Origin of the sequence: Streptomyces sp. NBC_00353, assembly GCF_036108815.1 — a bacterium.
Taxonomy (GTDB): domain Bacteria; phylum Actinomycetota; class Actinomycetes; order Streptomycetales; family Streptomycetaceae; genus Streptomyces.
In genome coordinates, this window is the sequence record NZ_CP107985.1 from 9138966 (window position 1) to 9164937 (window position 25972).

A 25972-nucleotide genomic window follows, 5' to 3' on the forward strand; every position below is an offset into this window, starting at 1 on the left:
TGAGGACAGTGACACGGGCGAGCCGGACGAGGATCTGGGACCGGTTCTCGGCCTCCGACCCCGGACTGTTGCGGCTGATGGCCGGCCTGCGGACAGTCGGTGCCATCGCGCTCACGCTCGCGGTCCTGGCGTTGCTCAAGACCGATGTGACCCACATGGTGGCCGGTGCCATCGCGGCCATGGTCGCCACCTTCGCCATCAAGGAGAAGCAGCGGCGCGAACAGGCCATCACGCTCGCGCTCGGCCTGCCGGTGGCGCTCGTGGCGATGTCACTGGGAGCGCTGTTGAGCACCGAGGTCGTCGCGGGCGACCTCGTCTTCCTCGCCTTGATCTTCGCCGCGGTCTACAGCCGCCGGTTCGGTGATCGCGGTACGGCCCTGGGACTCATCGGGTTTCAGATCTACTTTGTGTCCCTGTTCGTCGGGGCCGCAGTCTCCGCGCTGCCGGGGCTGTGCGGAACACTGGTCGTCGCGTTCGCCTGCAGCGCGGTCGTGCGGTTCGGCCTGGTTGTTGAGACGCCCGAACGCATTCTGCTGCGACTGCGCGAGGCCTTCCGCGCCCGCCTCGCCCAATTGGTGTCCGCCCAGATCGAGTTGCTCGACGCCGGGCCGGACCACGTCGAGAAGGCACTCGAGGACGTCCGCCGGCACACCGCGCGCCTCCACCAGAGCGCGATGATGATCCAGGGGCGGCTGGAGGAGGGCACCAGCGACAGCGCCACCGCCTTGCTCGTCCAGCGCCGTGTCGCCGACGCCGAGATCGCCGCCGAACGGCTCGGCGTACTCATCCTCACCGCGCGCAGCTCCGAACGCGCCGATACGCTCACGCTTCATCTGCCGCACGCGCCCGTGCCGCCGCCGGGCAACCGACTGCGGACACAGGACGACATCACCGCGACGCTGCGCCGTGATCTCCACGCGTTGCGCCTGCTCGTCGCCCGCCCGGCCTCGAACAATCGCGGCGCCGCGGTGGCCCACCTGCGCAACCGGCTGCTCGGCTATCGGGACGAGGAGAATCTGCCGGACGCCTCCGCCCCCGTCCAGGACGTCTTCCGCGGCATCGGGGAGGCGGCGCGCGGTGTCATGGGCCTGCGGCTGGCCCTCGACGGGCCCCAGGACGAGTCCGACGACACACCTGCGACGACGCGTTCCCGCGAGGAACTGGACGCCGAGGACGTCGCCATCGCGCAGGCCGAGGAGACCGAGGCTGTCGAGGATGTCCGCAAGGGACTGGAGCGTCCCACGACCCGTGCCGCGGTCCAGGTGTCGGTGGGTTCGGCGCTGGCCATCGTGGGAGGGGAGTTCCTCTCCAGTCAGCGCTGGTACTGGGCGGTGCTGACCTGCTGGGTCGTCTTCCTGAACACGGCGTCCACCGGGGAGATCCTGGTCAAGGGCTACCGTCGGCTGCTGGGCACGGTTCTCGGCGTCGTCGCCGGTGTCGGCCTGGCGGGCCTGGTGGGCCACCACACCTGGACGGCGTTCGCACTCGTGCTGCTGTTCGTCTTCGCCATGTTCTTCACCGCGCCGCTGTCGTACGCCCTGATGTCCTTCTTCGTCACGGCGGCACTGGGGCTGCTGTACACCCTGCTCAACACCTACAGCTCCGCGGTGCTCGTCCTGCGCATCGAGGAGACCGCGCTCGGCGCCGCCTGCGGCGTGATCGCGGCGGCCGTGATCCTGCCGGTGCACACCGATCGCCGCACCGACGAACTCCTCGGCACGATGCTGACCCGGCTCCGTGACGTCACCGATGCCGCAGTGGAGCAGCTGAGCGGCGGGCCTGCGCGCGATCTGCTGGACATGGCCCGGGAGCTCGATACGGCACTGGAGGATCTGCGTTCCTCCACGCAGCCGTTGACCCACCCGATCACCCCGCTGCGAGCCCGCCGCCAGACCGCTCGCTACGTCGTGGCGCTGCTGGAAACGTGCGCCTACCACGCGCGTTCGTTGGCGGCGACGGCTCAACTCCTCCCGAGCAGCAAGAGCGTCGCCGCGGACCCGCTCCTGAAGGGAGCAGGCCGGCGCATCGCCCACAACATCGACGTCCTCGTCGCGCGTGTCGAGGACGACGACAGCGACGGCGTGGTGGAGACCGGCGCGAGCCTGGCTTCCATGCTGGAGACGGACAAGCCCGGCTCGCCCCGGCACGATCGCGTCACGGACCGTGTCCTGCGGCATCTGCAGCGCCTGGACGAAGGGTTGATCGGTCTGGCCCGCCCCCTCGGGGTGTCTGTCGCGACACCCGACCGGGCGCCGTCTCGGGGCGGGGGCGCGTAGCAGGGCCGGCGTTCCGTACTCCGGGATCCACAGACCGGTTTCTGTCGGACGTGGGCTGAACGCCGCGAAAGGTCCACTGCCGCGTCTCCTGGCGTGGGGCGAGACTCGGATGGTGCTCATGGCCGGTCGACCGCGCTCACAGATGCGCTGACACTGCCTCCAAGCGAAAGCCGATTCGGCCGAGCCGGGTCGGTGCCGTACAGTTCACCTTACCGACGCGGGGTGGAGCAGCTCGGTAGCTCGCTGGGCTCATAACCCAGAGGTCGCAGGTTCAAATCCTGTCCCCGCTAGTCAAACGTGAAGGCCCGGTGGGTACCGGGCCTTCACTGCGTCTGCCCCCGCTCGAACCTGGTCCGCGCGCGAGCGAGCAGGCGCTTACACGGTAGCCAGGATCGCTGCCGTCGCCCCCGCCGCAAGCCACATCAACGCAACCGGCCCGATCAGCTCAACCAGGTCCCAGTCAATGGTGCTCAGAGACCACCGTCCGACACGCTGCTGGCGGCGGGCCCATCGCCTGAGGCTCTGCTTGCCCATGAGCCACCGTGTCACAGCAGTTCCGATGACCAGCCCGGCAGTGGCGGAGAGCGTGTTTGGCAGAGGGGCGTAAGCCACGGCTACGACCGCTACGCCCGCACCACCCCACACACTCGCTCCCCAGTGGACCAGCAGGATCGTCACCGCATCTCTCTTCGTGAGAAACACCTGTACCCCTCCACCCGAGCAAGCCCCAGAGCGCCTCGCCAACGGTCTTCCTCCTGCCGGTCACAATCAACCGCCCCCATGGCGTTATCGCGGTCGCGGCTCCCGTCCGCCGTCCGCCGTGACGGCCAGGGCCACGTAGATCGGCTGATTTGCCACGGCGCCGTCGCGGATCTTCACGTGGACCTTGTCGGTGGTCGTGGAGATCGTCTGGCGGGAGAAACGCCTTGTCGGCGGCCCGCACCACCCACCGGACTCATCGGCCTTCCCTTCTGTGCGCCCCGCGTTGTGATCCCCCGGCTGCTCGGTGGTCCGGGTGCTTCACTCGGGCGGGATTCCCGTCGGAGCCGGGGTGCGGCTCGGGGACCGTCGACTCACGCGGGCGGCAGCATTGCCCGCCGGTGGCGAATGCCTGCTTGCTGGTACCCGCACTCTGTGTGTCAGTGGCCGGCGCCGGCTGAGAAGGTGGTGCAGCCAGGTTCCCAGGACCGCTCCCAGGACCGGCGCGACCAGGTAGATCCACAGATCAGTGCCCTGCCCGGCGAGTGCGGCAGGGCCGAACTGGCGGGCGGGGTTGATCGAGCCGCCGCTGCGGGGACCCAGGACAGCGATCACCAGGGCGACAGACAGCCCGATGACGTAGGGCACCAGGCGTGCCAAGCGGGCATGGGCCATGGTGAAACCGACAGCGACGATGATGATCGTCATGCTGCCCGCCTCGGCTACGAAGACGGACGCGGGATGCCACGTGGGTGCGGGCACGATCGCCGCATGATTCACCGACGGAAGCGAGACCGCAGGCCCCCACACCAGGCGCCCAAGACCCGTTCCCGCCGCGGAACCGGCGAGTTGGGCCAGTACGTAGGGCACGACGCTGCGCCCGGGGAAAGCGCCCATGAGCCACAGTGAGACCGTCACGGCGGGATTCAGGTGGCCCCCACTGCGCCGGCCAGGCGGGCTGAATATCAGCCCGGTGAGGATGGCCCCGCTGACGACGCCGATGACGGCGAGCGCGGCGTCGAGGTCGCCCACGTACAGAGCGGAGTCCGGGTCACGTAGCCACATGACGACCGTCACCGCCAGGAAGAGCATGACGGTGGTGAGCGCGAACTCGTCGGCGGCACGTGTCAGGTGCAGCCGACGTGACTGAGAAGAGACGGTACTCACCAAAATCTCCTGGTGTTGGCCTGCCCGAGGCAAGATCGGAGCCGGGATGGTGCTGAGCAGCGGGCCCGGTCGTCCCGGACCCGCTCCGGACCCATCAGCCGGCGGGGGTGTAGTGGCCGGGGACGAGGCGGGTGGAGACGCCGAAGCGGTTCCATGCGTTGATCGTGGTGATCGCGACGATGAGGCGGGCCAGCTCGCTCTCGTTGAACTCCGTCGCGGCCCGCGCGTACACCTCGTCCGGCACGAACCCGTCCGTGAGCACGGTGACCGCCTCGGTCAGCTCGATCGCCGCAATCTCCTTGGCCGTGTAGAAGTGCCTCGACTCCCGCCAGGCGTCGAGCTGGAAGATGCGCTCCGCCGACTCGCCTGCCGCAAGCGCATCCTTGCTGTGCATGTCCAGGCAGAAGGCACAGTGATTGATCTGAGAGGCGCGGATCTTGACCAGGTTCAGCAGGACGGGCTCGACTCCCTGCTTCGCCGCCGTGTCCAGGCGGACCATGGCCTTGAATGCCTCCGGGGCGAGTTTCGTCCAGTCCAGACGGGGTGCGTGCTCGGGAAGACGTTCCAGGCTTTCGGGTGCTTCGTTCGTGTTCATGGCTGCAACGCTACGCATCCAGTGGCACTGAAGTAGGGTCCATTTCTGTGACAGATTCACAGACCAATTCTGAGACCGGTCCGCCCCCCGAACCCGGCACCGACCTCCATCTGGAACTGCGCGGACCCGGGCTGCGCGCCGGGCTCACGAACGCCCTCCGGGACGCCGTGCGCACGGGGCGGCTGGCGCCCGGCACCCGGCTGCCACCCTCCCGCTCGCTCGCCGCCGATCTCGGTGTCTCCCGCAACACCGTGACCGACTCCTACGCCGAACTCGTCGCGGAGGGCTGGCTCACCGCCCAACAGGGGTCCGGGACCCGGGTGGCCACACGGGCCGAGCCGCGTCGGGCCGCACCCGCCGCCTCCCGCGCGCAGCCGACCCGGAAACGTCCCATGTACGGCCTGCAGCCGGGTTTGCCGGACCTCGCGAACTTCCCCCGCACGCAGTGGCTCACCGCTGCCCGCCGCGCCCTGACCTCGGCACCGCACGACGCCTTCGGCTACGGCGACGCCCTCGGTCAGGTCCGACTGCGCACCGCCCTCGCGGACTATCTGGCGCGGGCCCGCGGGGTGTACGCCGAGCCGGAGCGGATCGTCATCTGCTCCGGCTTCCACCACGGGCTTGCGCTGATGGCACAGGCGCTCGAGGCGCGACAGGTCCGGGCGGTGGCCGTCGAGTCGTACGGACTCGACCTCTATCGCGACCTGCTGACCGGCGCCGGCCTGCGCACCCCGCCCGTCTACGTCGACGAATACGGCGCGCGCACCGACGACTTGGCACGGTTGGACGGTATCGGCGCGGTACTGATGACACCCGCCCACCAGTACCCGACGGGGGTCGCGCTGCGCCCGGACCGTCGCACGGCGGCTGTCGAGTGGGCGCGGCGCACCGGTGGGCTGATCCTGGAGGACGATTACGACGGGGAATTCAGATACGACCGTCAGCCGGTGGGCGCCCTGCAAGGCCTCGACCCCGACCGGGTGGTGTACTTCGGCTCGGCAAGCAAGTCACTGGCGCCCGGGGTACGGCTCGGCTGGATGGTCCTGCCGGAGGAACTCGTCCCGGAGATCGTTGCAGCCAAGGGGTACGGCGACTACATGTCGAGTGCGCTCGAACAGCTGACGCTCGCGGAGTTCCTGACGTCAGGCGCGTACGACCGTCATGTGCGCTCGATGCGGCTGCACTACCGGCGCCGCCGCGACCAACTGGTCACGGCCCTGGCCCAGAGGGCCCCCCACGTCCGCGTGACGGGCATGGCCGCCGGACTGCAAGCAATCCTCGAACTCCCACACGGAACGGAACGCTCGGTCACCCAGGCGGCAGCGCGGCAGGGCCTCGCAGTCAGTGGGCTCGCCGAGTTCCGCTACGAGCCGCCGGAGTCCGGCCGGCGGCTGCCCGAAAAGGACGCGCTCGTGGTGAACTACGCGGCCCCCTCGGACAGTGCGTGGACGGGTGCGCTGGACACACTGTGCAGGGTGATTCCCGAGACGCAGGGTTGATGCCGACGGCAGGGCCGCCGTGGCCCGGATGCTGCTTCGGGTGGTCGATGAACGGGGTCCGATGCCCTCGACCTGCCACCCGTTCTCCATGCGCCGGTCGGCATCATGAACCGGACCAGCCCTCGTGACCGCGGTTGCGGCGCAGCGGGCCACCGATGCGCCGCCTCCGGAACCGGCCTCGGTGCATCAGACAAGTGGGACGCACCGCCGTGGTCGACTCACCGCCTTCCGACGGATTCTTCCAGGTAGGCGAAGGCGTCGGCAGCCGCGTCGGCGGGGAAGAACAACTCGTCCAGGGGTACCGGCAGGAATCCCTCCTCCTCCATCCGGCGGAGTTGGAGTGTCAGACCGTCGTAGAAGCCAGCCGTGTTCAGCAGGACCACCGGCTTGTCGTGCAGGCCGTGCTTCTTCAGCTCCAGGATCTCGGTCACCTCGTCCAGCGTGCCCAGGCCGCCCGCCATCACGACCACTGCGTCCGCACGGGCGAGCAGCAGGGCCTTCCGTTCGGCGAGATCATCGGCGAACACCATCTCGTCGGCGTCCTGCCTGGCCCACTCCCGCAGAAAGGTGACCGAGACCCCTACGAGCCGCCCTCCGGTCTCCCGCACCCCATCGGCGACGACCTTCATCAGCCCCGTATCGGATCCACCCCACACCAAGGTGTGACCACCCTTGCCGAGCAGCTCCGCCAGCTCGCGGGCAGGTCGGGTGTAGTGCTCGCCGAGGTCTGCGGCGGACAGGAAAACACAGATCTTCATCGTGGTGGGCGCTGCTGTCGTCATGATTCCGACCGTACGTACTGGACATTCCGGCCGCATGGACCAATTCCCGGGTGGCGGAGGGGGCCAATTCGCCGCCGGGCAGTTCCTGGGCACGCGCCCCGTCCACGTGGTCAGATCCTCGACGGCGAGCATCCGTAGCCTGCCAGGGGAAGCCCGATGTGCGCGCGCAGCCCTGCATGAGTGGCCGGAAGTCTGCGACGAGCGAGGTGGTCTTGGCGACGGCGTCGTGCTCGTGTGCAACAAGGTCGAGCAGGAGAGACAGAGAGGTGTCCGCCAGTTCGGGAAACCAGGCCAGCGGGTAGGCGGTCCGGGTCCGGGCCCTTGGGTTCTCATCGTCGAGGAGGTTGAGCAGGGCGGGAATCTCGGCAAGCACGGCGTCGTACGAACGCATCGAAGAGTCACGGGCGTCGATCGGATTGCCCGCCGCCACCCAGTCCCGGACGCTTTGCACGTTCCGGCGTCGATGCTCGTCCTGCTCGGTGGCCAGGGCCTCCTCGTACAGGGGGAGGAGCTTGTGGGAGGAGTTCTCGGCGGCCTCCGCGCGCCAGACGGCGATGTCGGCGCCGTGGATGATCTCGTACTCCTCGTCCCAGTTGACCGCGAAGTCGCTCAAGAGCGCCAACGCGCGCTCACGCGCCGACGTCGGGCCGGCGAGAGCGATCCGGACAAGGAACGGCACCGCGTGCGGAGATGCCTGACAGCGGGTGCCCTGGTGCGCGAGATGGTTGAACAGGTCGGCGACGGCCTCCTGTTGTGCCTGCTCGTCGTCTCCGCACAGGGCGCGTAGTTGGCCGGGGACATCGTCGGCCGTCCCGTAGGCGTGGTTCAGGTTCGCCCAGTCCACTTCGTCCAGGCCGGCCAGCAGGTTGTCGTCCGCGGTGATCACGGCCGCATGGTCTCAGAGCCCCTCCCGACACCGGTACCCGCCCCAGCGGGCGGGCCGCCGGAATCTGTCAGGCGAGGTCCTTGAGGAAGTCCGAGAGCGCGGAGTGGAGGGTTCCTGGCTGTTCCAAGTGCAGGTCGTGGCCGGTTCGAGGGATGCTCATGGCCACGGTGGTGGGCCGCTGCCGGAGCATGTCCTCGGTTTCCTGCCGAGGGATGAAGCCCGACTGGGCCAGGACGACCAGGGTCGGGCACGTGATCTGCGCCCACTCGTGCCAGAAGGAACGCTGGGCGTTCTCCGCCAGCGAGCGGGTCATCACCTCGCGGTCGAAGCGGGGCCACCATCCGTCTCCGCGCTCTTCCAGCCCGGCTGCCCAGCCTTCGCCGACGGGTCCGCCGCCGAGGAACTGGGCAGCGGCCTCGCGGGAGGGGAAAGGTGTCGGCCACGAGTCCAGCCAACTGCCGATGTCGGCAGGGACGTTCGGGTTCGGGCCGCCTGGGCCGGCCTCGACGAGTACCAGTGCGCGGACCCGCTCGGGGTGTGCGGCGGCGGTGAGCATGGCCGTATGCCCGCCCAGCGACTGGCCTACCAGGACAGGACGCCGCAGAGCCAGTTGGTCCACGACGGCGATGACGTCGGCGACGTAGGCGTCGCGGGAGACATCCTGCGGGTGGCGTTCGCTGGCGCCGTGTCCGCGCTGGTCGAGCGCGATGACCCGATGCCGGGGGCTCAGTCTCTGGGCCGTCCGGTCCCATTCGCCTGCGTGACCGGCCAGTCCGTGCAGCAGGACGACGGGCTGCCCCGGCCCGCCCCAGTCCCGGCAGACAAGTCGGACGCCGTCTCGCGTCACGGTGTGCTCGGACCATGTCACGTGGGACCTCCAGGGGGATCAGCTGAGCTTGATCATGCCGCACGAGTCTCGGAGCGTGCGACAGGCGGCCGCGTTCGATGCGGGCTCCGGCGCGGACGCGAGGGCGACGCGATGGGGCGCGTTCATGGCCTGGTGGCGGTGGGGGTGGGGGTGGGTTTTGTCAGGGTCGGTGGGTGCGGACGCCGTCCAGGGCGATGTTGAGGATGTGGTCGCGTTGGTCCGGTTCGGGGTAGGTCGCTCCGGTGATTCCGGCGACCATGCGGATCAAGTCGTCGAAGGTGATGTCGGTGCGGGCTTCGCCGGCTGTCTGGGCACGGGTGAGGAGGGGGGTGCCTGCTTCGTACATGGACGCGCGGCAGGAGGTGAACACGGCCGACTGTGTGTCCATTGCATCGCGGATCGCGCGTTTGGTGGCCATGTAGTCGACGAAGCGGCGCAACCATGTGGTGAGTGCTTGCCAGGGGGCCTCTGCGGCGACTTCGTCGGCGACCCGGCACAGCGCGTCGACCTCGTCCGCGTAGACCGCTTCGAACAGTTCGGTACGGGAGGGGAAGTTGCGGTACAGCGTGCCGATGCCGACGCCTGCGCGGCGTGCGATGTCCTCGAGTGAGGCGTCGGCGCCGTGCGCGGCGAAGGCCTCGCGGGCAGCGAGCAGCAGCGCGTCGTAATTGCGTCGCGCGTCGGCGCGGCGAGGGCGCCGGGCCGCGACGATCTCGTTCACCGGGGTGTGCGCCACGAGGGACTCCTGACTTGAACCGGAGGCATGCCTCCGTTAATGTGGAGGCGTACCTCCACTTTAGCAGCGGGCGGGCGGCAGCACTCGCCGTGCCCTGTCCCGGACCCTCCATCCTCCCGACGCGGCAGTCACGCCGCGCTCCTCATCGTGCCTCCGGGCACCCCCGCGTCCCCCATCGGCGCGGGCACCCGTTTCCCCTGTCGGAGCGAGCGGCCTCTCGCCGCGCCCCTTGCGTGAAAACGGCCTGCCCGCATGCCCGAGGAAGAAGAAGCTGACTGTGTCCGTACCATCTCGCCCGCGGTCCTCGCACCGCACCACCTTCGCCGTCCTCGCGGCCGGCTCGGGGGTTTTCTCCCTCCTGCAGTCGCTGATCGCGCCCGCCCTGCCCACCGTCCAGCACGCGATGCACACCTCGCAGACGACGGTGACCTGGGTGATGACGGCCTACCTGCTGTCCGCCTCGGTCTTCACCCCGATCCTGGGTCGCGTCGGCGATCTGCTCGGCAAGAAGCGCACGCTGGTCGCCGCGCTACTGACCGTACTCGCCGGCTGCCTGCTCGCCGCGCTCGCACCGAACATCGGCGTCCTGATCGTGGCGCGTGTCGTCCAGGGCATGGGCGGCGCCCTGTTCCCGCTCTCCTTCGGCATCATCCGTGACGAGTTCGACGCCTCACGGGTCGGCTCCGCCATCAGCAACCTCTCCGCGGTCATCGCGGCCGGCAGCGGCCTCGGCATCGTCCTGGCGGGGCCCACCGTGGCAGCGCTCGACTACCACTGGCTGTTCTGGCTGCCGGTCATCGTCGTCGCTGTGACCGTCGTGCTCGCCGTCCGGCACATACCCGAATCACCCCGGCGGGCCGAGGGCAGCGTCCACTGGCTCGGCGCCGGGCTGCTGTCGGCGTGGCTGGTGGCACTGCTGCTGCCGCTGAGCCAGGCGGGCTCCTGGGGATGGGGATCGGCCCGGGTCCTGGGCCTGCTCGCGGCCGCCGTCGTCCTGTTCGCCCTGTGGCTCCTCGCCGAGGCCCGGGCCGCGCATCCGTTGATCGACCTGCGGATCATGCGGCTGCCCGCCGTGTGGACGACCAACACGGTCGCACTGCTCTTCGGCGCGGGCATGTTCGCCCTGTGGTCGTTCCTGCCGGCCTTCACACAGACCCCGGACGTCGCCGGGTACGGGTTCGGGGCGGGCGTCACCGGAGCTGGTCTGCTCATGCTGCCGATGCTGGTCGCGATGTTCTTCTCCGGGGTGCTCAGCGGCCGCCTCGCGCCGGTGTTCAGTGCGAAGGCCCAGCTCGTCACCGGCTCCGCGCTCGCAGCGGCGGCCGGTGGGCTGCTCACCGTTCTGCACGCACAGGCCTGGCAGGTCGCTCTCGCCGCGGGCATCTTCGGCCTGGGCATCGGGCTGGCTTTCGCTTCGATGGCGACGCTCATCGTGCACAGCGTCCCGGCCACCCAGACCGGCGCGGCGACCGGCATGAACGCCAACATCCGTACGATCGGCGGCTCGCTGGGCGCCGCGGTCACCGGCCTCCTGGTCACGGCCCGTCTCCAGCCGACGGGCCTGCCCCAGGAGTCCGGCTACACCCACGGCTTCGCTCTCCTGACGGCCCTCTGCCTCGCCGCCGCTCTGATGGCCCTGCTGATCCCGTCCGCCCGCACGGTACTGCGGCGCCGGGACACCGGCTCCCCGGACGGCTCACGCACGCCGCGGGAGACGGCGGGAGTGGTTGCCGAGTAGACCCCGGCTCCCGTTGACGGTCAGCGGTTGCTCAGTCGGCCGCGGATGTCGTCGAAGTGCTGGTGTACTGCGGCTGTCGCGGCCTCTGCGTCGCCGACATGCAGTGCCGCACCGCCCGGCAGGGCGGGACATGGCCGCACGGGCCTGACTGGGCATCACAACCCGGACAGCTTGCGCGGCCTCCGCCGCGTCCGCACCGATGACAAGGTTCATCGATCGAGGGCCCACCCGTCAGGATCCGCCGCATTCGCTGTTGTCGCCGCCGGACCGGCACAGCGCACCGGGGCTGATGGAGGGGGAGGTCGGGACGGGCTGTGGGTGCGAGTTGCGGTCCGCGTCGTTCATTCCGATGACGGCCACCAGGACCAGGACCAGGCCGGCGAGGACTTGGACGCCGGAGCTGATGAATGCGCGGGCCATGAACAAAAGGAGGGCGGAGACCAGGACGATGCCGCCGACCACGGCCACGTAGGTGAAGGGGCGGGTGAGGGAGACGGACGAGTTGTCGGCCGCAGGGTCGAACATCTGGTACCCGGCCGCGTCGAGCCCGAATACGAACGCGATGAGCGGGGCGATGACGTCGATCACGAGGAGGCCGATGGCGAGTGCGATGTCTGCGGCCGGGTGCAACCCCCTGCGCCGTTGCGGCGGCAGAAGATGGTTGACCCCTGTATAGCGGGGGTGGCGAGTCGGCGACGGCGGGGGATCGGGGGCAGGGGGCGTGGTCATCGGTCCAGCGTCCCTCAGAGGCGGACCGGGGTCCTGAGTAGAAGTACTCAGGATCCCGGCGGGTGGTCGGTGCAGGACCGGCGAACCCGTCGACTTCGACGCCTGGGCGCTCTTAACCGCAACCCTCGGTGTCGTGGCTGACGGTGGCGTCCGACCACGGCCGCCCGCATCGAGGGCCGCCGGTCGGCGTCCGCGTGCCACACCGCCCCGGCGCCAAGGGCGGGGTGGCGGTGGGCGCGCTGTCCGGATGCCACCGTGAGCGGACCGCTGGGCATTCGAGGTGCGGAACCAGACCGCAGCGAAGCGGGACGCGTGCAGGCACCGCCGCTGCGGCGCCCGCGTGGCTGAGCCCTGTCATTCGTCCCATTGGCTGAGGAGCACGTCGGCCAGGCCGGTGCCGGGTTCTGCGGTTCTGTCGTGCAAGGCCTGCTCGGACCAGATGATCTTGCCGCGGGCGGTGTATCGGGTGCCCCAGCGCTGGGCGAGCTGGGCGATCAGGAACAGCCCCCGGCCGCCCTCGTCGGTGGCCGCCGCGCGGCGCAGATGCGGCGAAGTGCTGGAGCTGTCGGCGACCTCGCAGATCAGACTGTTGCGGTCGTGCAGCAGGCGCAGCCGGATGGGCTGGGCGCCGTACCGGATGGCGTTGGTGGCCAGCTCGCTGACGATCAGCTCGGCGGTGAAGGCCAGCTGGTCGAGGCCCCAGGTCTCCAGCCGACGGGTGACGTCAGCGCGGACGCGGGAGATGACCGCCGGATCGGACGGTACGTCCCACTCGGTGACCTGGCCGGGGTCCAGCAGCCGGGTGCGGGCGATGAGCAGCGTGACGTCGTCGTGGGTGCGCTCAGGCTGCAGGGCGTCGAAGACTGCCTGGCAGGTCTGTTCCGGGGTGCGGTCGGAGTGACCGGTCAGGGCGTCTCGCAGGAGGTCCAGGCCGGTGTCGAGATCGCGATGGCGGTCCTTGATCAGCCCGTCGGTGAACAGAGCCAGCCGGCTGCCCTCGGGCAGCTGCAGTGCGGCGCTTTCGAACGGGAGGCCGCTGCCCAGGCCGAGGGGTGGTGAGAGGGGGGTGTCGGGGAAGGTGACGGTACCGTCGGGGTGGACCAGGGCGGGGCCGAGGTGGCCGGCGCGGGCGATGGTGCACACCCCGGAGGTCGGGTCGTAGATCGCGTACAGGCAGGTGGCCCCTGTGATCTCCTGCCCGTTCTCTTCGGCGGCAGCCTCGATGGTGTCGATCTGGGCGACCAGCTCGTCCAGGTGGGCCAGCAGCTCATCAGGGGCCATGTCCAGAGCGGAGAAGTTGTGGACGGCGGTGCGCAGCCGGCCCATGGTGGCCGCCGCGTGCACCCCGTGACCGACGACGTCGCCGACGACCAGGGCCACCCGGGTGCCGGGCAACGGGATGACGTCGAACCAGTCCCCGCCGACCCCCGCCTGCGCGGGCAGATAGCGGTGGGAGGCCTCCACGGCGCTCTGTTCAGGCAGTCCCCGCGGCAGCAGGCTGCGCTGCAGGGCGACGGCCATGATGCGCTCGTGGGTGTAGCGACGGGCGTTGTCGATGGCCACCGCCGCCCGGGCGGCCAGTTCCTCGGCAAAGGACAGATCCTCCTCCCCAAAGGCATCAAAGGCCTGGGCGCGCCAGAAGTTGACCAGCCCCAGTACCACGCCGCGCGCCCGCAACGGCACACTGATCAGCGAGTGGATGCCGTAATCCAGGATCTGCCGGGCCCGCTCGGGATCCTGGGCCTGCCAGCTGTCCGTCGTGCGCAGGTCGGCCTCGAGGACTGCCCGGCCGCTCGCCAGACCCGACGCTATCGGCGTGTTGGGCGCGAATCTGATCAGTTCCCCCACCGGGTAGAGCGGCGAGTCCTGCCGGACGCCGCTGGTGGCCGTGCGACGCATCTCGGTGCTGTCCTTGGCGGGCTCGTCGCCCCGCAGGACCGGCTCCAGCAGTTCGACGGTGACGATGTCGGCGAAGCGTGGGACCGCCACATCGGCGAGTTCCTGGGCGGTGCGCGTCACCTCCAGTGTGGCGCCGATCCGTACCCCTGCGTCATAGAGCAGCTTCAAACGCTCCTGTGCCACCTCCGCTCTGCCCGCCAGCGCCCGTAGCTCAGTGGTGTCCCGCAGCGTCACCGCGCTCCCGGCAGGCCCCCCGTGGAGGGAGGTCGGACGCACGTTCACCGCCAGCAGACGGTCACCCGCCAGATACACCTCATCGGTCGCTACCCGCTCGGAGATCAACAATTCCGCCATGCGCGGCTCCAGGCCCAGGTCAGTGACATGGCGCCGCTCCACGTCCGCCGGGAGGTCCAGCAGCCGCCGCGCCTCGTCGTTGACCAACAGCAACCGCCCGTCACCCCCGACGATCAGCACCCCCTCTCGCACCGAGTGCAGCACCGCGTCGTGATGCTCGTACAGCCGGGTGATCTCAGCCGGGCCGAGGCCGCGGGTCTGGCGCAGCAGCCGCCGGCTGAGCACCGCCGCTCCGCCCGTGGTGACGACCACCGCGCCGACGGCAGCGCCCAGCACGGCCGGCAGCTGCCCTGTGACCCTGTCGCTGACATGCTCGAGTGTGATCCCGGCACCGACCACGCCGTCCACCGTGCCATCCGGCCCCTTGACGGGGACGAAGACCCGAACCTGAGGGCCGAGAGAGCCCACAGCCTCCTCCTTCACGGTTCGCCCAGCCAACAGGGGAGCCATGTCCGTAGTGGTGCGGACTCCGGCCTGGCCCGAGAGGGAGGAGAGGGCGTAGTAGATTCCATCCCGGTTCAGAACACCCAGGAAGTCCACGCCGGAGCCTGTCTGGGCCTCCGCGACCCGCGGCTGCAGTATCGCGGTGGGATCAGGTGACTTCAGAGCTTGCGCGATTCCCGGCGAGCTGGCGAAGCCCTGCGCGACAGCGAGTGATCGATTGTCGGCCTCGCGAGTGCTCTCGCGCTGGGCCGCCAGCGTGAGCATGACGACGGCCCCGATGGCCAGTAGCACCACGACCGCTACCTGCAGTACGAACATCTGGCCGACAACGCTGCGGACACTCAGCACCGAAGGCGGCCCTTTTCGCCGGCTGCGAGCGGAACAGTCCAAGAACCGAGCGTCCGGAGAAGACCTGGGCCGGATTCGAGATCTGCACATAAGTCAATCTTGCGCTTGCCCATCAAGCCCCGGAGCGATCACATGGGCACGGCCACAGACCGAGGCCCGGAAGTGAGACGCGGCGGGGGAGACAGGGGCGAGCAAATCCCGACCTGGTCCGCGAAGAGGACTTCATCGTTCTCGGTCTTCGCCCTGGACCGGATCGCCGGCCAGATCTCCTCATGCCGGACGCGGACCGCTTCCGGGGCCTGCTCGACCGCCCGCTTGTCCGGACGCTGGAAGGTCGGCCCCAGCACTTGAGGTAATGCCCACGGCCGGTTCGGTGAACCTGACCGCGTACACCTTGAAGATCAGCTCGCTATCTGCCCTGCGTCCACAACCGACCGGAAAGCCACAGGCCGGAGGGGATGTGATCGAGCACAGCCTGCCGGACGGCGGCCTGCCCGGCCTCGGACAGGACCTGCGCTCACCCGCGGCGACGGCCTCACGGGCGCGACAGCAGTGCGTTCCGCCCGTCGGCCTGCCATTTTGCCGACCAGTGGTCCACGGCCTTGACCGACACTTGAACAGGGCGGCAACCTCTACCCGGCCCCGGCCCTCGACCAGCGCGGCACCGCCGGCAACCGCACCGCCTCCTGCGCGTCCGGCGACCACGTCCGCGCATCCCCCACCAGCTCATTCACACACCGTCAACGAGCCTGAACCCAAAGCATTTCGGATCAGCAGGAAGAGCATCAGGCCGGATCAGGGGCGCGCCGCGCGGGGTTCCCCACGGACGGGGGTGCGGGTACATGCACTCCCGTCCGCGGGCCCCGGCCCCCGTCCGGTGGTTCAGCCGATCTTGTTGACCGGGCCGACTTCCAGGTAGGTGGCGCGGGAGTCCGGGATGCCCTTGGCCGTGCCGTACGACTCCAGGAGCTTGCCCGAATCCGAGTCGATCACGAGTCGGGTCGTGACGGATGGGAGCGTGATCCTCTTGCCTGTGGCCGGGTCCTCCATCCCTCCGGGCCGACGGGTGAACTCCACAGCCGTCCCCTTGCGGCCCTTGGTGTCCTCGACCTGACCGATGAACTTCACACCCTCGGTCCTTGCCATGATCTTGAAGAGTGCCGCCCGCACCTCCGGGGCGAGCGGGGCGTCCTCGAGCAGGACCGACACCTTGCCGAAGACATCGTCACCGAGCCGCCCCTCCAGCGCGTCCGGGTCCGTCGGCAGGCTCTCCAGCCGCTTCCAGGTGAGGAACTCGTCACCCACCGGCCAGGCCTTCAACTTGCCGCCGGGGACCGGCTTCTCGATGCTCCCGTCGGGGTTCCGGAACCAGAGGCGCCCCTCACGGTCGAACCACGAAGTCGACTGACGCAGCCCGTCGTCCTCGTTGTCGACCTCGACGCGCACCTTCCAGTACGGCGCATCCGTCTGCGACGCGCTCGCGGCCGTCGCCGCCACCCTGTTCAGGAACTCCGCCGCGGACGCGGACGCCGGCGGCTTGCTCTCACCGACCCCGATCACCGGATACGCCACCGCGCCCGCGGCGATCGCCGCGACCGCTGCCGCCGCGACGAGCAGACGCCGGCTGCGGGACTGCTTCCGCCGAGGCGCTTCCAGGGGTACGACGACGGCGCCCGCCGAAACCTGGGCGTGGGCCGCTGCCACCACCTGGGCCGAGGGCGGCTCGACGCGTCCCGCCGCGATCAGGTCGTCCGCGCCCGGGAAGTCGAGCACGTCGATGGAGCCGTGGAAATGTGTGTTGTCGGTCATGCCAGGTCTCCAGTCAGCCGGATGCGGGTCTTGGCCGGAGCGAGCGCCGCGTGCGCCCGTAGTCGGCCGCGGGCACGGTGCAACCGCGAACGTGCGGTGCCCGCGGGGATGCCGACCACCGCGGCCGCCTCCGTCGGGGTGAGCTGCTCCCAGGCGATCAGCAGCAACAACTCCTTTTCATCGTGGGGGAGTTCGCTGATGGCGCGGCGGAGCTCCGGCGCGAGCGCGGAGGCGTCGAGCCGGTCGTCGACGGCTGCCCAGTCCATGACGTCCGCGTCGCCGGACGGCGGCCCCGGACGCTCCTGGGCGAGCCTGCGCCAGTGCGCGGACAGCACGTGCCTGGCCACACCGAACAGCCAGGCGCGGGCCGAGCCGCGCGCCGGATCGAAGTTCCGTCTGGCGGCGTACGCCTGGAGCCACAGCTCGGCGAGCAGGTCGTCGGCGGCGACGGGTGCGCGGCGGGCGAAGTAGCCGTGCAGGGCGGTGGAGTGCTGCGTTACCAGCGGCTCGAAAGCGGCCGGGTCGCGGGCGGAACGCGCCAGCGAATCGTCGTCCCCCACTCCGGTCAAGTCCCGGGTGTCCCCGGTGTCCCCGTTCTTGCTCACGGGCCCTCCCTCTCGACCACCGGTCGGCGGTCTCACCCGGTACTTGTTGCCTGAGCGCCGGAGCGTTCGGACGTGTCCCCGCCGGCCCACTCACCGTTTTCGGGCGGAGTCCGGAATCCCCGCTGAGCCAACAGCGGCCGTATCTCACTGATCGCTCGGGCGTGTTCCCCCGGCGCCTTTCGTACTGCCGGGCGAGCGCTTGGAGTTGTGGCCGGTGCACGCCGTGCTGGACAACGGTACGGCCCGTTCTGCTGGACTCCGACGGCCAACGGTGTCGGGGTCCGGACTTCACTTCAGCTCCTGCACCGACACCGCGGAGCCGGGGCGATCGTCGAAGCAGAACTGCGCACCCGACGCGCACGTCCGTATCTGCAGCAGGTGGTCGACGCCCCGGCCGAGGCCGGCGCCGCCGAGCCGGCCCAGATCGAGGTGCCGCAGCCGGCCAGGGAAGACGCGGGAGATCCGGAAAACCCGCTCCCCAACGGTCAAAGCCATGACATACGCTGCGTCTGCGGCCGCGCCCTTCACGTCGTCTTCACATGGACGGCATTCGGGTGTCGCGCGGCCCGACTCATCACCCGGTCTGTCCACCGGGCTTCTCAGTGGGGGTACGAATCAACGTGCGCATGCGCACCGTGTCGACCGCGCTTGCGGTCCTCTTCAGCTCGACGGCCATCGCCGCGGGCACCGTGGGTCCTGCTGCGGCGGATTCCAGCATGGCCCTGTCGATCTCCTCGTACGGCGACATTGCCGTGGACGGTGTCCACAAGCGGGTGTACATCAGCGATCCGACCGGCAACAAGGTCGTCGTCACCGACTACGCGGGCAAGCTCGTGGCGACCGTCCCTGACCTCTCCGGGGTACGGGACCTGGCGATCACGCCCGACTCCCGTACCGTCTACGCGGCCGTCCCGGGGGAGGACGCCGTCGTGGCCATCGAGACGTCCACCTCGACCGCGGCCGCACGCTACTCGACCGGTGAGAACACCGACCCGCAGACCCTGGCGGTCGCGGGCGGCCGGGTCTGGTTCATGTACGGGCAACAGCCGTCGCACCACCTGGGATCGTTCGACCCTGCGCAGAGCACCCCCGAGATCGTTCTTGACCAACTCCCTGACCTGGGCTTCTACGATGCCCCCGAGTTGGAGTCGGCCGGGAACGCTCTCGTGGTCGGTATCCACGGAACTTGGTCGGGTCTCGCCGTGTACGACGTGTCTTCCGGAACACCCGTGCTGCGCAAGCAGGGCATGCCGGCCGAGGCCGCGAACTACATGAACGACTTCGCGCTCAGCGCAGACGCCAAGACGATCGTCGCCGCCTCCGGCGAATCGCCCTACGCGGCGACCGCGATCAATACCGATGACCTCAGCCGCACCGGCGGCTACCCCGTCGAGGCCGGCAACCCCAACTCCGCCGCGATCGCACCGGACGGGACGATCGCCCTGTCCACGTTCAGTTGGTACGACAAGGACATCTACATCTTCAAGCCGGGCGCGAAGACGCCCTACCGCACCTATACGTACGACTTGAACGCATCGGGCGGCGACACCATCGCCAACCAAGGACTCGCCTGGGCCCCTGACGGAAGCAAGCTGTTCGCCATCGCGTCCGGCAACAGCGGTACGCATCTGCGTGTCCTCGACAACGCCACTCGCTACCCGGTCAAGGCGACCGTTTCAGCGCCGGCCAAGGCGACCCGCGGCAAGAAGCTCAGTGCCACCGGCAAGTTGACCTCCGACAAGTCCTTCCCGTCCGGTTCGACGGTCACCATCACCCGCACCGACATCGACTCGCCCAAGGGCAAGTCGCTCGGTACGAAGACGGTCAGCTCCTCCGGCACGTTCTCCTTCACGGACGTGCCGCCCGCCGGCGGCAACGTCACCTACACCGCACAGTACGGTGGCGATGCCACCCACGCACCGGCGTCGGGCAAGGACACGGTCGCTGTGTCGCGCACCGCCACCTCCCTCACCCTCAACCACAACGGCGCGCTGTACTCCTACGGCGCCGATGTCTCGTTCACCGCGCACCTCGGATCCACGTACAAGAACCGCACGGTCGAGATCTGGGCCGACCCGTTCGGCTCGGACAAGCCGAAGAAGCTGGTGAAAACGGGCAAGGTCAATTCCAAGGGCAACTTGTCCGCCACGGTGGACATGACCCGGGACACCACGGTCACGGCGGTCTTCGCCGGTGACGCCCGCTCGGCCTCCAAGACGGTGAAGGCCACGGCCTATGCCAAGGTGAAGGTTGCCACGACGATTGCCAAGCAGTACAAGACGGCGAAGATCGGTTCCACCTCGTACGCGTACTTCCACAAGAAGACCAACCCGGTCTTCACCACAACCATGACGTACTACAAGAACCGCTCGCAGAAGCTGAACCTGGAGATCTACTACCAGGGCAAGTGGTACGACGCGGGATCCCAGTACTTCGCGCTCGGCACCAACGGCAAGTCCGTCGTGACCCTGACCGGTACGCACGACACCGGCTACCGGATGCGCATGCGCTCCTCGTACATCAACGGTTCCTCCGGCGACAACGTGAACTCCACCACCCACGGCGCCTGGAAGTACTTCTACTTCACCAAGTAGTACGCCCCAGCAGGCACGGAAGGGCTCCACGGGTGGCGCGTGTGCAGAACATCGACGGCATGAGCAGGGAGCCTTGCCCCGTCCAGGTAAAGGTCGCGGTCGGCTCCGTTCACCCTCCGGACTTCCAGGACTGGCGGGTTCCATCGCACCTACTGGGGGTTGGCCCGGGTCAGCAGCTGCGCGACACCGTCAGTGAGTCATTCTGCAGGCGAGGACTTTGATCGACCGCTGGGGTGTGTCTCCTTGAGGGGTGGGTCGGTTGATCGGACGTGTCTGCCCGGTTAGTGATCACTGATGCGATGTGGGACCGGATCGAGCCGCTGATGCCGGCCGATCCGGTCCGCACCTGCTCGCCCTGGCGGGACCTGCCTCAAGAGCTCGGGCCCTTTCAGACCGCGCACAAACGCCCGATCAGGTGGGCCATGGCCGGCACCGGTTTCGGTGTTTCACCTCGTGGTCCCGCTGGGACACCCTGGCCATGCTCGGCCACGCCTTCCTGGCGCCGTCCCCGGACGGGCTGATCCCGCTCACCTGCGACGAGATCCAGCGGTCGTTCACGGCGCTCGTCCGCCCATGCATGACGCGGCCCACCGGCTCAGCTGGTCGGCCGGGCGACGCCGCCATCAGGCCCGAGCCAAGGCAAGCCGTTACCGCCGACCGGCCGCGAATCAGACATGAAGATCACGATCTACTGCTGGAGCGCTGGACAGCTCCACCACACCGGAGGTCTCCGCCTTCGATCAAGACCCTCGTGTCAACAAGGCTCGTGATCAATACAGTTACGTCGTGCTCGTATACGGAGACCCTCACCCGGCCTTTCCTGCCACCGTTCAGGTGGGATGACCATGTACGGACCTCAGGGGGCGAGGAGGCCCTCTCTTGTACTGCGGTCAACTCCAGGACAGGCATCGGCTCGACGTGCTGGAAGGACCTAGTTGTATTGCCCTGTGCCCTGCGGCCAGCACAAGATCGTTAGTCTTCACGCGCCGATGATCAGCGGTGGCCGCGGCCTTCCCGCAGCCGGTCCCGAGGCGAGATCGCGCTGTGTGGCTGGAGGACGAGGTTGCGCTGATACCAGGTGCCTGGCTTACCGCCGATGTGGGCTGGGTCGGCGGGGCCGACGGGGACGAACCCGGCTTTGGTCAGCACCTTTTGGGACGCGAGGTTCTGGTGGGCCGTGGCCGCTCGCAATGTGCGCAGCCCGTGCTGGGCCGCCGACAGTTGGCACACTTCCCGCACGGTCGCGGTCGCCACGCCGCGGCCGGCGACGTGCCGCGCGACCCGGTAGCCGAGTTCCGCAGTGTGGTCCTCGATGTCGACCAGGTTGAACCTGCCGAGTACCGAGCTGTCCTCGGCGACGAGCACGTAGAAGGCGCAGATGCCCGCCTCCTGCTCAGCCAGCAAGGCGTTGTACCTGTCGGTGAACTGGGCGAAGAAGTCGTCGCCGCGGTCGGAGACCGAGGCAGCGAAGTAGGCGCGATTCGCCAACTCGAAGGCCAGGACCGCCGAGGTATGGCTGACATGCAGCCGCTTCAGCTCGGGCGTTGCCCCACCTTACCCAGGTGGTGCGCCGAGGCCACCTGGTTTCCGCCGGCGGCAGACAGCCTCAAGCCCAAGGTGGACGGTGAAGTGTATGCGGTAGAACATGACGTCCTGAGGTGATCCTTGCGGAATGCCGTTCTTCGGTCCAGGCCGAATCAGGTCGAGATCGTAGCGTTCGCAGGTGAGGCTGATCGCGCAGTCGGCAGGAGTCGACGGCGCACGGGTACTGAGCAGCCACGGTTTGGTCATGGAGTCAAATGACCGATGGAACTCTGGGCCCGGGTGCATGGTCGACACATGAACTCCCAGGTGGTGGCCGAGGACGCCCGACAACGTACGTGCTCTTGCGTTTTCACCTCACTCGAGGGGTCTCCTTGCCCAGCGTTCCCATGTCCCGACCAGAGCCGATCGCGCTTGCCGCGGTCGCCGCTCCGACGACAGGGGTCATACCAGCCACCGCCGCGGTACCCGCGGATACCGGTCCCATGCCGTCCGCAGGCGCCGTTCGCCAGCCGCCAGGAAGCGGTGGCACCCACTGCGTCACCCTGATCACCGGAGACAAGGTCACGATCGGCACCGCCGTCGGCGGCACCGCCATCCGGTCCTTCGAAAGCCGGAATGGAACCACCACCGTCTTCCGCCGCCCGGTCGTCGACGGCTCGGCGTATGTCTACCCCGACGCCGCCCTGCCCTACGTCAGCGCAGGGAAGCTCGACGAGCAGCTGTTCAACGTGATGCAGCTGATCGCTGACGGCTACGGCGACGCGCACGCCGAACGGTTGGCAGCGCTCCCGACGGGATGGAGCGGGGCGTCGCCCCCGGTGCCCGGCTGGATGTCGGCAAGGTGCCCAAGCTGAGCGGCCGGAGAGTGGTGGGCACCACCTGACGGCTTCCGAAGAATTGGTCATCACCCGCACCGGCTCTGTCGAACTCGAAGCGTCCGCCGGAGTCCAGGGACACGACTTTGCCCCCGAGGGAACGCCCGGCTGACCACCACCATCTCCACGAATCGCGCCCGTTTCTGCCGGGGCGGCTTACCGGTACGCCTCCGGCGGGCTTCCTAGCCGTAATTCGCGCCCGGCCGTCCGACAGGCGTGAGGGACCCGGCACCACTTCTGTGGACCAGTTGCGCACCAAGAGTCCCAGCACACCGGGGCAGCCCGGCGAACTGCTGGCCAGCGACCTGCTGAACACGTTGGGAGTTGCTTCAGATCCATGACCGCACCGGCGACGTCCCCTGTATGCCGCCGCCCCCGTTTTGTCGGGCGCGACGCGGAACTGAAGCGTGTGACGGACGCCCTGCAGCAGTTGCCCGCACTTGTGCTGGTGGAGGGCGAGGCGGGCATCGGCAAGAGCCGCTTGGTGCGGGAGGCCTTGGCGGCGGTCGTCATCGGAGGTCCGCGCACGCTGGTGGCGGTGTGCCCGCCGTTCCGTGAGGCGCTGACCCTCGGTCCGATCGTTGACGCCGCCCGACAGGCCGCACCGAGTGGCGCCGATGTGGCGGACCTCGGATTGTCGGCGTTGGCCGGTGCGCTGCGGCCGCTGTTCCCGGAATGGGCGGACGACCTGCCGTCCGCGCCGGAGCCGCTGGCCGATGCCGGCGCCGCCCGGCACCGGCTGATCCGGGCCTTCGCCGAACTCCTTGACCGTCTCGGAATCGACGTCCTGGTCGTCGAGGACGTGCACTGGGCGGACGAGGCGACGCTGGAGTTCCTGCTGTTCCTGGCCTCACGGCAGCCGTTCCCGCTCACTCTGGTGATGACCTGCCGTCCCGAGGAGGTGGCCGCCGACTCCCTGCTGTTGCGCCTGTCCTCCCGGGTGCCGACGAGTGCGGGGATCAGTCACGCACGTGTCGGCCTGACCGGACTCGCGGTATCGGACACCGCGGAGCTCGTGTCGTCGATGCTGGACGACGAACACGTCTCCACCGAGTTCGCCACATTCCTGCACGACCGTACCGAGGGCGTGCCGCTCGCGCTGGAGGAGTGCGTCCGACTGCTGCGAGACCGGGCCGACCTGGTCCGGCGGGACGGCGAATGGATGCGGCGCACCCTCGACGAGATCGCCGTGCCGCCGACGATCCGGGACGCCGTCACCGAGCGGGTGGCCCGGCTCGGGGCCGACGCCCGGCGAGTGCTGCTCGCGGCTGCCGTCCTGAGCGATCCGGCGGACGAGAGAACGCTGGGGACGGTCAGTGGGCTGACCGGGGTCGCGGGCGACCAGGAGTCAGGCCTCGGCGGCCGGACGGGCCGTCCGGCAGATTCCGCCATCGCGCCGGCCTGGGGGGCCGCCGCCACGGTGGTCGAATCAGCCGTCTTCGACGCGGTACGCAGTGGCCTGCTGGTCGAGGTCGGCTCCGGCTCGGGCCGTATCGCGTTCCGGCATACGCTTGCCGCCCGGACGGTGTACGACCGGGCGTCGGCGTCCGAACGTCGCGCCGTTCACAGCCGCGCCGCCGCGCTGCTGGAGACCGCCCGGCCCCGGCCCGTCGGCCGGCTCGCCCATCACTTCCGGCAGGCCGGCGAGATCGTGCGGTGGTGCGAGTACGCCGGGCAGGCAGCCGACATCGCCCTCGCGTCCGGTGACCACGTCACCGCCCTCGCCTTTCTGCACGAATTGATCAACGAACCGGGGCTGCCCGCGGAAGCGGTCGCCCCATTGGTGCGGAAGATGCCGTTCCAGGCGTTCACCGGCTACACCCGGCGTGCGGATGTCCTGGCCACATTGCGCGCCGTCCTCGAGACGGACCGGCTCAGCGCGCGCGACCGCGCCGAAGTGCGCGGCCAGCTCGCTCAGATCCTCATCCAACTCGGTGAGTACGCCGCTGCAGCGGGGGAGTTGGAGCCGGCGATACCCGACCTCGTCGACGGGACATACGCCGGCGGCTGGGCGATGACCGCGCTCGGATATCCGGTGCTGAGCGGAACCTGGCCGGCCACGACCCATCTGCGCTGGCTGGAGCGGGCCCGGCAGTTCACCGCCGGTGCGACGCTCTCCCCGCATGAGCAGATGTCCTTGCTGGTCAACCGTACGACCGCGCTGCTCGAACTCGGCGAGGAATCCGGCTGGGTGCTCGCCGAGGAACTGGGCGACGACGAGTCGACACCACAGCTCGCCCTCCAACGCGGCCGAGCCGAACTGAACATCGGCGACGCGGCGATTCGGTGGGGACGGTACGCGGAGGCCCGACAGCGACTGACGAGCGCCGTCGATGTCGCGGGGCGGCACGCGTACCAGTTGCTCGCAGACCTGGCAGGAGTGACGCTCCTCCACCTCGACTACTTGACCGGGGCGTGGCAGGGCCTGGCCGAGCGGGCCGGGCAGTGGTCGGACGTGGGCGAAGAGCCCTTGTGCCGACTGCAGGCCCTACTCGTGGTGGCCCAGGTGAAGCTGGCGACGGCGGGCGCGGATGAGGATGTCGAAGACCTGCTGCGGACGGTGCGGGAGGAAGGCGAACGCCGCGGCGCCGTCGGTCTGTGGCTGGAGCCTGCCGCGGCGCAGGCACGGCTCAGGCTTGCCGCGGGTGACACCGAGGAGGCCCTCGCACTGACCGAGGACCCCATACGTCTGGTCATGCGCAAGGGCATCTGGTTCTGGGCGACGGATGTCGCACCTGTGCGCGTGGCCGCGCTGTCCGCGGCCGGGCGGCAGGCGGAAGCGGAGCGTCTCGTGGCCGCCTTCGAGGAGGGGCTGAGCGGGCGGCGCGCGCCTGCTGCGCATGCGGGACTGGAGGAGTGCCGTGCGGCGCTTGCCGAGGGCCGGGGAGAGTTCGAAGCGGCGGCGCGGGCTTGGGACAACGTGGCTCGGGCGTGGTCGCAGCTGCCGAGGCCGTACGCAGCGGCACGGGCTCAGGAAGGCGTCGAGCGCTGCACGGCCGCCGCGCGGGACGGGCGACGCGGCGGGCGGCGTGGATACGGGAACCAGCTGTCGCCACGGGAGTTGGAGGTGGTACGGCTGATGCTGCAGGGACTGACGAACCGTCAGATAGCGGTTGAGCTGTCGAGGTCACCCAGCACCGTCACGGCGCAGTTGAAGTCGGCCATGCGCAAATACGGGGTGACGTCCAGAACGGCCTTGGCCGTGAACGTGACGCAGGCGGGGAGCGTCTGAACGGCGCGGACTCGTCCGTGCACGTCCACGCATTCTTTAGCCCATTTGACCAATCGCACATGTCCGCTCACCAGACCCATACTCGCAGGCGCACGGCGTTCATCCGGAGCGCAGCAACTGAGGGTTTTTCATGAGTGATGGCAAGGACGCGAGTTCGTGCGAGCACGAACTTCACGGCGATCGGGACGAGCCGGAAGGCGTGGACGGAGAGGGTGCCGACCGCGAGGAGCCCTCTGGCTACGAACCGCTCTGACTCCGCCCCCACCCCGACCGAAGGGTTGTCTGTTCATGA

Annotated in this window: 19 protein-coding genes, 1 tRNA gene and 3 pseudogenes; 11 read left to right on the top strand and 12 right to left on the bottom strand. The window is 69.2% G+C overall.

Features of this window, described 5'->3' with window-relative positions:
* Positions 1 to 77 precede the first annotated feature (77 nt).
* Together OHA88_RS41075 and OHA88_RS41080 are read left to right on the top strand one after the other, a co-directional pair.
* A complete protein-coding gene (locus OHA88_RS41075; protein WP_328629927.1) occupies positions 78 to 2276 on the top strand; it encodes an FUSC family protein in 2199 nt (732 codons plus the stop codon).
* 216 nt (positions 2277 to 2492) lie between these two features.
* Positions 2493 to 2566 (top strand) — tRNA-Met (locus tag OHA88_RS41080).
* Between the two features lie 511 nt (positions 2567 to 3077).
* Here OHA88_RS41080 and OHA88_RS44775 read toward each other — a convergent pair.
* The 3 genes and pseudogenes from OHA88_RS44775 to OHA88_RS41090 all read right to left on the bottom strand — a co-directional run.
* Positions 3078 to 3167: pseudogene (locus tag OHA88_RS44775) on the bottom strand (transposase); the annotation flags it as partial.
* 129 nt (positions 3168 to 3296) lie between these two features.
* Positions 3297 to 4142 carry an MIP/aquaporin family protein gene (locus OHA88_RS41085; protein ID WP_328629318.1) on the bottom strand — a complete coding sequence of 282 codons (846 nt, stop codon included), beginning with the start codon at positions 4140 to 4142 and terminating at the stop codon, positions 3297 to 3299.
* Positions 4143 to 4236: 94 nt separating this feature from the next.
* A complete protein-coding gene (locus OHA88_RS41090) occupies positions 4237 to 4737 on the bottom strand; it encodes a carboxymuconolactone decarboxylase family protein (RefSeq protein ID WP_328629319.1) in 501 nt (166 codons plus the stop codon).
* A 47-nt stretch (positions 4738 to 4784) separates the two neighbouring features.
* Between OHA88_RS41090 and pdxR the strand changes: the two genes are divergently transcribed.
* Positions 4785 to 6236 (top strand): MocR-like pyridoxine biosynthesis transcription factor PdxR, encoded by a 1452-nt coding sequence (gene pdxR / locus OHA88_RS41095; RefSeq protein ID WP_328629320.1) that lies wholly within the window; start codon positions 4785 to 4787, stop codon positions 6234 to 6236.
* A gap of 218 nt (positions 6237 to 6454) precedes the next feature.
* Here the strand turns inward: pdxR and OHA88_RS41100 are convergent, their stop codons facing one another.
* Positions 6455 to 6994 (bottom strand): TIGR00730 family Rossman fold protein, encoded by a 540-nt coding sequence (locus OHA88_RS41100; protein WP_328629928.1) that lies wholly within the window; start codon positions 6992 to 6994, stop codon positions 6455 to 6457.
* A 256-nt stretch (positions 6995 to 7250) separates the two neighbouring features.
* Between OHA88_RS41100 and OHA88_RS41105 the strand changes: the two genes are divergently transcribed.
* Complete coding sequence (locus OHA88_RS41105; protein WP_328629321.1) at positions 7251 to 7805, top strand: hypothetical protein; 555 nt, start codon at positions 7251 to 7253, stop codon at positions 7803 to 7805.
* Between the two features lie 166 nt (positions 7806 to 7971).
* Here the strand turns inward: OHA88_RS41105 and OHA88_RS41110 are convergent, their stop codons facing one another.
* Both OHA88_RS41110 and OHA88_RS41115 read right to left on the bottom strand, forming a co-directional pair.
* Complete coding sequence (locus tag OHA88_RS41110) at positions 7972 to 8772, bottom strand: alpha/beta fold hydrolase (protein ID WP_328629322.1); 801 nt, start codon at positions 8770 to 8772, stop codon at positions 7972 to 7974.
* A 160-nt stretch (positions 8773 to 8932) separates the two neighbouring features.
* Positions 8933 to 9508, bottom strand: a complete 576-nt coding sequence (locus OHA88_RS41115; protein WP_328629323.1) for a TetR/AcrR family transcriptional regulator — start codon at positions 9506 to 9508, stop codon at positions 8933 to 8935.
* Between the two features lie 277 nt (positions 9509 to 9785).
* Here OHA88_RS41115 and OHA88_RS41120 point away from each other — a divergent pair, with 277 nt between their 5' ends.
* Positions 9786 to 11246 carry an MFS transporter gene (locus OHA88_RS41120; protein WP_328629324.1) on the top strand — a complete coding sequence of 487 codons (1461 nt, stop codon included), beginning with the start codon at positions 9786 to 9788 and terminating at the stop codon, positions 11244 to 11246.
* Between the two features lie 231 nt (positions 11247 to 11477).
* On the opposite strand, the gene OHA88_RS41125 is transcribed toward OHA88_RS41120, so the two are convergent.
* The 5 genes from OHA88_RS41125 to OHA88_RS41145 all read right to left on the bottom strand — a co-directional run bounded on the left by OHA88_RS41125 (position 11478) and on the right by OHA88_RS41145 (position 17929).
* Entirely contained in the window at positions 11478 to 11975 is a 498-nt protein-coding gene (locus OHA88_RS41125) for a DUF6234 family protein (RefSeq protein WP_328629325.1), read from the bottom strand.
* Between the two features lie 354 nt (positions 11976 to 12329).
* On the bottom strand, positions 12330 to 14990 hold the full coding sequence (locus OHA88_RS41130; RefSeq protein ID WP_328629929.1) for a SpoIIE family protein phosphatase: 2661 nt from the start codon (positions 14988 to 14990) through the stop codon (positions 12330 to 12332).
* A 912-nt stretch (positions 14991 to 15902) separates the two neighbouring features.
* Positions 15903 to 16829, bottom strand: coding sequence for a CU044_5270 family protein (locus OHA88_RS41135; protein WP_328629326.1), 927 nt, complete (start codon positions 16827 to 16829; stop codon positions 15903 to 15905).
* Entirely contained in the window at positions 16826 to 17434 is a 609-nt protein-coding gene (locus OHA88_RS41140; RefSeq protein ID WP_328629327.1) for an RNA polymerase sigma factor, read from the bottom strand. Before OHA88_RS41140 ends, OHA88_RS41135 begins: the two co-directional genes overlap by 4 nt.
* 288 nt (positions 17435 to 17722) lie before the next feature.
* Positions 17723 to 17929, bottom strand: a complete 207-nt coding sequence (locus OHA88_RS41145; protein WP_328629328.1) for a hypothetical protein — start codon at positions 17927 to 17929, stop codon at positions 17723 to 17725.
* A 131-nt stretch (positions 17930 to 18060) separates the two neighbouring features.
* Here OHA88_RS41145 and OHA88_RS41150 point away from each other — a divergent pair, with 131 nt between their 5' ends.
* The 3 genes and pseudogenes from OHA88_RS41150 to OHA88_RS41160 all read left to right on the top strand — a co-directional run.
* Positions 18061 to 20028: an Ig-like domain repeat protein gene (locus OHA88_RS41150; protein ID WP_328629329.1), complete on the top strand. Its 1968-nt coding sequence runs from the start codon at positions 18061 to 18063 to the stop codon at positions 20026 to 20028.
* A 269-nt stretch (positions 20029 to 20297) separates the two neighbouring features.
* Positions 20298 to 20462: pseudogene (locus tag OHA88_RS41155) on the top strand (IS5/IS1182 family transposase); the annotation flags it as partial.
* Positions 20459 to 20706 (top strand): annotated as a pseudogene (locus OHA88_RS41160) (IS701 family transposase); the annotation flags it as partial. The pseudogenes OHA88_RS41155 and OHA88_RS41160, both read left to right, overlap by 4 nt.
* 315 nt (positions 20707 to 21021) lie before the next feature.
* Here OHA88_RS41160 and OHA88_RS41165 read toward each other — a convergent pair.
* Positions 21022 to 21516, bottom strand: a complete 495-nt coding sequence (locus OHA88_RS41165) for a GNAT family N-acetyltransferase (RefSeq protein ID WP_328629330.1) — start codon at positions 21514 to 21516, stop codon at positions 21022 to 21024.
* A 539-nt stretch (positions 21517 to 22055) separates the two neighbouring features.
* On the opposite strand from OHA88_RS41165, the gene OHA88_RS41170 reads away from it, so the two are divergent.
* The 3 genes from OHA88_RS41170 to OHA88_RS41180 all read left to right on the top strand — a co-directional run bounded on the left by OHA88_RS41170 (position 22056) and on the right by OHA88_RS41180 (position 25933).
* Positions 22056 to 22427 carry a hypothetical protein gene (locus OHA88_RS41170; RefSeq protein ID WP_328629331.1) on the top strand — a complete coding sequence of 124 codons (372 nt, stop codon included), beginning with the start codon at positions 22056 to 22058 and terminating at the stop codon, positions 22425 to 22427.
* 358 nt (positions 22428 to 22785) lie between these two features.
* Positions 22786 to 25680, top strand: coding sequence for an ATP-binding protein (locus tag OHA88_RS41175; protein WP_328629332.1), 2895 nt, complete (start codon positions 22786 to 22788; stop codon positions 25678 to 25680).
* Positions 25681 to 25810: 130 nt separating this feature from the next.
* Positions 25811 to 25933: a hypothetical protein gene (locus OHA88_RS41180; RefSeq protein ID WP_328629333.1), complete on the top strand. Its 123-nt coding sequence runs from the start codon at positions 25811 to 25813 to the stop codon at positions 25931 to 25933.
* The last annotated feature ends 39 nt before the right edge of the window (positions 25934 to 25972 follow it).